Source organism: Nostoc sp. NMS2 (assembly GCF_017115105.1).
GTDB lineage: Bacteria > Cyanobacteriota > Cyanobacteriia > Cyanobacteriales > Nostocaceae > Nostoc.
Map to the genome: position 1 here is coordinate 82,778 of NZ_JABXKH010000047.1, position 8,587 is coordinate 91,364.

At 43.3% G+C, this 8,587-nt stretch carries 8 protein-coding genes, 1 tRNA gene and 1 pseudogene; 4 read left to right on the forward strand and 6 right to left on the reverse strand.

Features of this window, described 5'->3' with window-relative positions:
• Nucleotides 1-65: 65 nt before the first annotated feature.
• Entirely contained in the window at nt 66-1,982 is a 1,917-nt protein-coding gene (gene sir / locus HWQ36_RS08285) for a sulfite reductase, ferredoxin dependent (protein ID WP_292700478.1), read from the reverse strand.
• A 264-nt stretch (nt 1,983-2,246) separates the two neighbouring features.
• A complete protein-coding gene (locus HWQ36_RS08290; protein ID WP_292700481.1) occupies nt 2,247-2,786 on the reverse strand; it encodes an outer membrane beta-barrel protein in 540 nt (179 codons plus the stop codon).
• Between the two features lie 394 nt (nt 2,787-3,180).
• On the opposite strand from HWQ36_RS08290, the gene HWQ36_RS08295 reads away from it, so the two are divergent.
• Complete coding sequence (locus tag HWQ36_RS08295) at nt 3,181-4,122, forward strand: ADP-ribosylglycohydrolase family protein (protein WP_292700484.1); 942 nt, start codon at nt 3,181-3,183, stop codon at nt 4,120-4,122.
• Nucleotides 4,123-4,322: 200 nt separating this feature from the next.
• On the opposite strand, the gene cutA is transcribed toward HWQ36_RS08295, so the two are convergent.
• The 4 genes from cutA to HWQ36_RS08315 all read right to left on the reverse strand — a co-directional run bounded on the left by cutA (nt 4,323) and on the right by HWQ36_RS08315 (nt 7,335).
• The gene (gene cutA, locus HWQ36_RS08300; protein ID WP_292700486.1) at nt 4,323-4,655 is read right to left on the reverse strand and encodes a divalent-cation tolerance protein CutA; all 333 of its coding nucleotides are present in this window, start codon (nt 4,653-4,655) and stop codon (nt 4,323-4,325) included.
• Between the two features lie 5 nt (nt 4,656-4,660).
• The gene (locus HWQ36_RS08305; protein ID WP_292700489.1) at nt 4,661-5,662 is read right to left on the reverse strand and encodes a transposase; all 1,002 of its coding nucleotides are present in this window, start codon (nt 5,660-5,662) and stop codon (nt 4,661-4,663) included.
• A gap of 21 nt (nt 5,663-5,683) precedes the next feature.
• Nucleotides 5,684-6,535 (reverse strand): hypothetical protein, encoded by an 852-nt coding sequence (locus HWQ36_RS08310; RefSeq protein WP_292700492.1) that lies wholly within the window; start codon nt 6,533-6,535, stop codon nt 5,684-5,686.
• 140 nt (nt 6,536-6,675) lie between these two features.
• The gene (locus tag HWQ36_RS08315; RefSeq protein ID WP_292700495.1) at nt 6,676-7,335 is read right to left on the reverse strand and encodes an Npun_F0813 family protein; all 660 of its coding nucleotides are present in this window, start codon (nt 7,333-7,335) and stop codon (nt 6,676-6,678) included.
• 356 nt (nt 7,336-7,691) lie between these two features.
• Here HWQ36_RS08315 and HWQ36_RS08320 point away from each other — a divergent pair.
• The 3 genes and pseudogenes from HWQ36_RS08320 (at nt 7,692) to HWQ36_RS08330 (ending at nt 8,501) form a co-directional block, all read left to right on the forward strand.
• Nucleotides 7,692-7,764 (forward strand) — tRNA-Arg (locus HWQ36_RS08320).
• 139 nt (nt 7,765-7,903) lie between these two features.
• Nucleotides 7,904-8,110: pseudogene (locus HWQ36_RS08325) on the forward strand (hypothetical protein); the annotation flags it as partial.
• A gap of 214 nt (nt 8,111-8,324) precedes the next feature.
• Nucleotides 8,325-8,501 (forward strand): polysaccharide deacetylase family protein, encoded by a 177-nt coding sequence (locus tag HWQ36_RS08330; protein WP_292700507.1) that lies wholly within the window; start codon nt 8,325-8,327, stop codon nt 8,499-8,501.
• Nucleotides 8,502-8,587: the final 86 nt, after the last annotated feature.

Here is an 8,587-nt window from a genome sequence, read left to right on the forward strand (position 1 = left end):
ACAAGATAGACACAGATGGATTTATCTGTGTCTATCTGTAGTTTTATTATCTTAAACTTTTCAGCTTAGGAAAGATTCTGGAAATAAACCTCTAGCGCTTCAGTCACCAACTGAGTCATCGGTTTACCTTGGCTTTCTGCTACTTCCTTCAACTTGCTATAAACCTCTTCTTTCAAATTTACCCGATGGCGCGATTTGCTTGTACCATTAGCCGTGTTAGGTTCATAAGTGGCAGCAAATTCGCGGATGGCATCAAAACCAACGCGATCGCAAAAATCACCAAAACTTTCCTTAGATTTCCGAGATTTCTTAAAGTAAACAAAAATCGGCTCTAGGAAGCTATCTAAATCATTATGGTGCAGCTTCTCTGTATAAGGTTGTGCCAGTCGAGTCTGATTTGGCGAACCACCTAACCATAATTGGTAAGATTCTGGAGCGCTACCGACAAAGCCCAATTCTGCCAAGTAGGGCCGAGCGCAGCCGTTAGGGCATCCTGTCATCCTTACCACAAAATGCTCATTTTGTAAACCAACTTTATCTAATAGAGCGCGAACCCGCTCCAAAATACCTGGTATTGCTCGTTCTGATTCCGTGATTGCCAAGCCACAAGTAGGCAAAGCCGGACAAGCCATTGCATACCGCACTAAGGGTTCGATTTTACTGGGGTCGTCTCCGACACCGTGACGGCTAAGAATGTCTTGAATAGCTTGCTTGTTATCTGGTTCGATATCGTAAAAAATCAGGTTGTGGTTGGCACTCAGGCGGATGGACAAGTTGAACTGCTCGACAATTTCCCGCAAGGCGGTTTTTAGTTGAAACGAACCTTCATCCTTGATTCGACCATTCTCAATGGAAATTCCTAAGAATAGCTTGCCATCACCTTGTTCATTCCAGCCGAGGAAGTCGTAATATTTAAACTCTGGCAGTGGTTTGAAGGCTTCGACTGGTTTACCGAAATATTCTTCAACTTGAGTGCGGAATTTATCTACACCCCAATCGTTGATTAGATATTTTAATCTGGCATGACGACGGTCGGTGCGATCGCCATAATCTCTCTGAGTAGCAACAATCGCTTTCACTATGTCGTAGACATCATCCTTCGCCACATAACCAATGGGGTCTGCTAACCTAGCGAAAGTTTCTTCTTTACCGTGGGTTCTACCTAAGCCACCACCAGCAAAAATATTAAATCCTTCTAATTGCTTCTTCTTATTGGTAATCACTACCAAAGTCAAGTCTTGAGAATACAAATCAATCGAATTATCCCCTGGCACCGTCACGCAAATTTTGAACTTGCGGGGCATATAGTGCGTACCATAAATCGGTTCTTCGTTGTCATGAATAATGGTGCCATTACCATTGCGTTGTCGCGCTGCCTTCACCTCTGGGTTCTCTTCAGCACTAATTGCCTTTTCCCCATCTAGCCAAATTTCGTAATAAGCGCCCGTTTGCGCTGACAACAAATCAGCAATATTCTGGGCATACTCCCAAGCATACTGATACTCTGGGCGATTTTTAAAAGGGGCTGGTGGTGCCATCACGTTGCGGTTGATGTCGCCGCAAGCTCCCAAAGTAGAACCCAGATTATTGACAATTGTAGCGATCGCTGCTTTCAGATTCTTCTTTAAAATACCGTGCAGTTGGAAACCTTGACGGGTAGTTGCTCGTAAAGTGTGGTTGCCATACTCATCAGCGATTTTATCCAAAGCCAGATACAGCTGCGGCGGTACCAAACCACCCGGATTTTTTGTCCGCAGCATAAACTGGTAATCTTTTTCCTGTCCCTTTGTGCGGTTGTCACGGTTATCCTGCTGGTAAGAACCGTGAAACTTCAAAAGCTGCACCGCATTTTCGGTAAAATGGGTAGTATCTTGAAGGATCTCAGTTGCTACAGGTTCACGCAAAAAATTACTATTTTCCTTGATTCCTTCTACTTTGGAAGGCTTACGGCTAGCGATTGGGGAAGGAGCAGATTTAACCATTAGACTTGTATAGTATTCTCAATAAAGCATTAGGTAGACACCGAATCAGCACCCTTCGGCCACTTTATCCCCGGTAATCCGGCCGGAATAATGAGGAATGATTTAATTTTACCACGGCAAAAGCCGGCTTTGTCAGTGATGTAACACTTAACAAAACCAGCTTTTGGCAGTAGTGAGTTTTGTTAGCGGTAGCGGGGCGTTGAGCCAGTGCTAAGTCCTGAGTACTTAAGTAAAGTATAGAGTCACCAAGGACTCAATAATTTTTTATTTGAAGCGATAACCAAGACCACCATTTATGGTGACAGCAGAAGCATCGCTATTTTGGTAGGCACCAAGTCCGACTTTAGCGTTAGTGTAGACGAGGAAATTGTTAGCAACTTCCGATTCAATACCAGCACCTACCACTACTGAATCTCTGTTACCTATAGGAGTTGGTGAGCCATCTTTTTCTACAAAAGAATAACCACCAGTTAAATAGGCGTTAGTTCTATTAGCGATAGGCACATCCACAGAAAGTTCTGGGATGATAGCACTTGTCTTATCACTCCAGAGAACATTACCGCGTGCAGAAAATGGCGTAGTTCCTAATTTCACACGACCTGTAACATTACCACCAAATGTGGCAGCATCATTAATACCTTGTCCGTCGCTCGTAACACCAGCCGCAAAACCAGCACCAACATAACTAGCATCAGTACCATTTTTGGTTTCAGCAGAAGCTTGACTAGCTGATAGAAACAGAGGAACAATTATTAAGGAAGACAATGCAGAAATTGTCACGAAAGACTTGAGTAAGTGTTTCATAGTTTTTACCAAAATTTTTATTTTTTACTTATATATTTCCAGCCGAAAATCTTGTGATAATGTTCCAAATATCTCCCATTTTTTATTAAATGAATGTTGCTATTAATGCATAACAGTTATAGTCTAACTATCCCCGATCATTATAAATAAGCTGTTATAATTACATTCAATGTCTTTTCATCTGGGTTCTTTGTTCCAAAAATAGACGCTTTTAAAACTGGCACAATATTTGGAACTCAAACTATGTCGGAATAGCGTAAATAAAATATTCGGATAACAATTTTTTGCCTAGCTTTTCACAGAGGCTGAAAAACTCGGCTGTAGCATCTGTTGCAACAAGCTATAGAGGGAATCTATAAAGTTAATTTTGAGCAGTTATCGTGGAGATTGAATAATGCTGACCGGTGCAAAAACGTTGTCTGGTTTGATGGGTTTATGTGTCGGTGATGCGTTGGGCGTGCCGGTGGAGTTTACTAGCCGTGCTGAACGAGTAAAATCTCCAGTGACAACGATGTTGGGTTATGGCACATGGAATCAACCACCAGGAACTTGGTCAGATGATAGTTCGTTAAGCTTTTGCCTAGCAGAATGCCTTTGTCGGGGGTATTCGTTGGATGCCATAGCCAATTCCTTCTGGCGCTGGTACAAGGAGGCTTATTGGACTCCCCGTGGCGATGTCTTTGATATTGGTCAAACTACCCACACAGCAATTATGCGCCTGAAACAGGGAGTTGTTCCTCATCAGGCGGGTGGGAAGGTTGAAAATAGTAATGGCAATGGTTCGTTGATGAGAATCTTGCCGATGGCTTATTGTCACAGAAACTTGACTTTAGGCGAATTGCTGGCGCGGGTGCATGATGTTTCAGCGATTACTCATGCTCATGCGCGATCGCAAATGGCCTGTGGCATTTATATTAGTATTGCAGTGGCGCTCTTGGAAGGGGCTGACCTGCAAACAGCTTATCTACAAGCATTACAAGATATCCAAACAATTTATTCTGTCCGAGAATTTTTGTTAGAGAAGCCGCATTTTGGCAGAATTTTCAGTGGTGAGATTGCCAAATTACCAGTAGAAGAGATTAATTCTGGTGGCTATGTGATTGATACTTTAGAATCATCCCTGTGGTGTTTGTTAAATAGTTCGTCTTATTCTGAGGCGGTATTGAAGGCTGTTAACTTAGGCGGAGATGCCGATACTACCGCCGCCGTCACCGGTGGGTTAGCGGGAATTTACTACGGGGTGGAAAATATTCCTCAAAAATGGATGAACCAAATTGCTCGTAGACAAGACATTATCTACTTGGCAGAGCGTTTTGCAAGGGCTGTTTACGCTTAGTACAACATTTCATTAATTCTTTGCGTCCCTCTGCGCTTACCTCTGCGCCGACAGTCGCTCATGGGGGAAACCCCCAAGACCGCGCTGCCTCACCTTTGCGTTTAAATTTCACCCCTCAATTCGCCACGATTTTACGCAAAGCTGTACTTAGAGTTATTAGTTGAGAGTAAAGATTGAGGAGTTATCAAAATCCTAACTCCTCACGCTTGATTTTTAACTTGCTGAGAAATCCACTGCAAGTAGGCTTGAGAACCGGCAACAATTGGTAAAGCAATAATTTCTGGCACTTCATAGGAGTGCAGTTCCTTAATTTTGGCCTCCATTGCCGGAAATTGCGCCAAATCAGTTTTAATCAGTAATTGCCATTCTTGCTCTTTATGCAGTTCCCCTTGCCAGGTGTAAATTGAGTGGATTGGTAACAGACTCACACAAGCAGCGAGTTTAGCTTCCACAAGGGCATTTGCAATTGCTTCTGCCTCCTGGATGTTGCCAGATGTCACCAATACCACACCATAGCCAGCAGGTGTCTCCATAACCTCTAAACGGTAGCAGACAAGGAATAGACCTGACCATCAATCAGCAATCGGGTGATGCCCTTAGCTTGCAGATGAGTCCGAGCCTTATGGAGCATTTTACTATCAGGAACTTTAATCACGCGATCGCGCTTGGTAGAAAAACGCTTGGCGACGCGATGGTTATCAAACACTGGCAGAGTTCTTTGCTGAGTTTCCAGGCTGGGAATTTGCCCCAAATCACCAAAGTCCTTGAGGGGTCGGGTAATTAATTCCGAGGAACGGTCAATTACCAAATAGCAAGTTTTCGGCAAATTGGCTATCGACAGAGGTAAAACTTGAACTGATGCTTCACCTGGTCTTCTTTTTGTGACTAAAGGTCTTTCCTCATCCAGGTCATCATCATCAAAGTCTTCTTCCTCAAAGTCGTCATCCTCTAAATCATCATCATCTAAATCGTCCAAATCCTCCGATTCGTCTAGCAAATCTTCGCCCAGCATCTGCGCGATGACAGCCGCTCCTGGATGTTCAACCTTTAGCGGTGGAATGGAGATGCTGACTATTTCCGGCGGCTTTTGCTCTGGAGTTTCTAATTTCTCTGTGACTCGGAGCTTCGGTTTTTCCGCCGCCGAGGGACGACGGCGCACCCGTCTACTAGCAGCGAGTGATTCTGCCGTTTCCTCTGAGTAAAGTTCCTGCTCTACACGAATTACCCGACGTGGCAGTGGCTCAACCTTTGGCACTTCCAAGGGTGGGCTTTCAATGGGTGGAACTTCTATCTCTGGCTCTGGTTGAGTCAGCAGTGGTAACTGCTCGTAGCTTACCTGCGCTCTGCCTTCAGGAGTTCTTGCAGCCCGCTTTAAAGAGACTAAGTATTCATACTCATCTTCTGGCAAAGTGCTTTTGAGCAGGCGACTAATTGTCGAGTTACTCACACCATAGCGTTCTGCCAAAGTTGAGGTTGTTTCGGCAGTCTCTCGATATAACTTAAGAATTTCTTGCTTGTCAGAGTCTGTTAATTTTCTCACGGTAGATACCAAAAATCTTTACTAAGCTCGTTTTCGTCCACTGGTACGCCGCGTTCGTCTTAGTGATGCGTCATATTCTAAGACAGCGCCCATGCCAAATAACACTCCACTAAACACCCAAAATACCTCTAATACTTCCCCACTTTGATAGTTAGGGCCTTGGGCGTATTTAAACCACATATCTGCAATGTAAAGCGAAAAGGCCGCTGCTGCAATCATTCGCCAAGACTGGGAAACTCTTCCCCCCCAAAAGGCTAACAGCAGAGTGGTAGCAATAATTAACAGAACCACATCGCTAACTACGTAAAACCAATTCAAAATAGCGACTAGCAGTTCTGAGGGTGTTTCCTGTTGCATAGAAATCCACCATGCCAATAAACTACCGAATACTGCAATTGCTAACACAATTAGCCACTGCCATTTTTCCAGATTGATTCGCCTGGAAGCCACAGCTAAAATCATGCCTGCGCCAAGTAATAGATAAGTCAGTACAAAAAATATATCGCCTACAGACACATCTGGTTCATCTTTTAAAACTATTTCGGTATATCCGAAAATTATCCCCCCAACGAAATAGGAAAGCATACCTAAGCCAATTAAGAGCCAAACATTTCGCCCACTGACGATTTGTGGACTCAGCCAGTTCCTCAAGCATAAGATACTGGCACCCAAATAAGCTAAAGCTTCAAAAATATTTGTACCAATCACATACCACTCGGCCCGGCTTTCTATGCCATCGGCTCCGGGAACTTTGGCACTAAACAACAAAAAATATAGCAGTGCTAGTACGGCCCAGCCAATATTAGCTAAGACAATGTTCTGAGTATTGAAAATGGATTTAGAAAGGAACGAATTCTCGTAAGAGTTATTCATAGGACAAGACTTATGTAGATGCACTCTGGCAGTATTTTGAGTTAAAGGACTGTATATCTAGCAGTGTGTCTGCCAAGTAATACACAATCGGACACCAAAAGCAAGTGCCAGTGGCTGGAATTTTGTTAAAAATTTCCATGCTACTGCCACAGTTTACCCAGTGGCGATTGATTTAGCCAACTGATAAATAGCAATCGCTCGGCTTCTGGCATATCTTCTAGCTTATAAATCACTTGTTTGGTAAAATTGCCATTGCCAAAATATGCCTTTCCTAATCGATGCAGTTCTTGTAACAAAGTAACTACATGATTTTCTTGCCAATCAGGTATCTTAGCGGTCGGCAATGGATTAGTAGATACCAAATATTTCACTGCTTCTAGGGAAGATGCTTGGGGAAATTGCTTCTGCTTTAACACTTCCGCAATATCTTTTTCAAATAATGCAGCTTGTTTAGCACCCAAAAACTCTTCAATATCGATAGAAACACCTTGCAATAGCAAAATACTGGCTTGGATTAAAATCGCCGTTTTGCCATGACCACCTGTGTCACTATCCAACTGCTCTAAACGGATTTTACCCCAGACGCTAAAGCGTTCCGGTTCCTCCAGCAAAACACAGGCTTTACCCCGGTTATCCGTTAATTCTCTCCATAAGGCTCTAGCCTCTTCTTCTTGACTAGCTTTGAAAACACTAATCAAGCGAAAAGTCTGCCCTTGATAATTGAGAATCGGCACCTGCTGATCCTTTTTTGGGTGCTGAATGCTTGATATTTCAACATCCTGCCGTTTGAGAATAAACATGGCACTAGCAAATAACTCCTCACAGGGGCACTCTTAATATGGAATATATAATGGCATTTGGCAGCATCGCCAAGGCTGAAATTACCTAGCATACTGTGGAAATGAGCCTAGCGATCGCTAGATCCTTCCCGAAGCCAGCCGCCCAGAGGACGGTGGCACTAACGGGCAAATAACCCCTTGACAACACAATATATCTAAACCAATATCCATCTGTTTCGTTTTTAGTGTAAATTTACTAGCTAGCGACTAGCATCTTAGCCTTGCTAGTAGGAAATCTGCAATTTTTGATTGCTTCTTGGTAGGTGAAGACGATATAATAGTGTAGGTGACTCCTTAAGGAGCCATTAATTTATGTTGGGCGCGTAGCTCAGTGGATAGAGCAATTGCCTTCTAAGCAATCGGTCGCAGGTTCGAACCCTGCCGCGCTCGTTTTAACTCAATATGAACCATCAAGCACCGTGAAGTGATATGATCATTTCCTCGATTGAGGGTTCGTCATTGCTGCATCATACCAAGAACAAGGGCGATATTACTGCTACGAAAGCGATTGCCGATCTAACCCTTAAAAGTTTGGGAAAAGCCAACTGCAAAAATTGGCAGAGATTTTGGCGTGTCTGATAAGGCTGTGGAAAAGTGGTGTAAGGCTTATGGGATACAAAAGCCACCTAGAGGGTATTGGGTGAAGCAGGCTTATGGGAAAGTGGAAGAACAGTTAACAGCCCATAACGAGGAAACAACTTGTGACCTTAGCCTGAGTAAGGATGTGAATTTCTGAGTACTAAAGCGGTTTAAGTTGTTCTAAAAGTTTAGCATCTAGATATTTTTGCACAGTCTAAGCTGTTCCGCATTTAATTTGTATAATTAGGGCGCTCATGTTGCCCACCCCACAAGATTTTTATTTAATTTGATTATTAAACTTAGATACTTTTCAGCTTATCACCCCAGCTACAGACCAGATGAATGAAGTGCCAAAGCCTTTTTAGGGAACAATCGTTTATCAAGGAAAACTAAAAGCAAATGAGAAAGTCATCGCCCTAACTTTTGATGATTGCCCTGTCCCGAAAAATACGGCACAGGTTTTAGAAGTTTTGAAGAAAAATAATATTAAGGCAACATTCTTCATGGTTGGGCAAATGGTGAAATATTTTCCCCAAGTTGCCAAATAGGCAGGGTTAGCGCGTCTCAAACCCTATTGACAGAGGGATTATGGCAGAGGGTCTGAGTTTGGGAGAGCCGCAGCCAAAACAGAAAC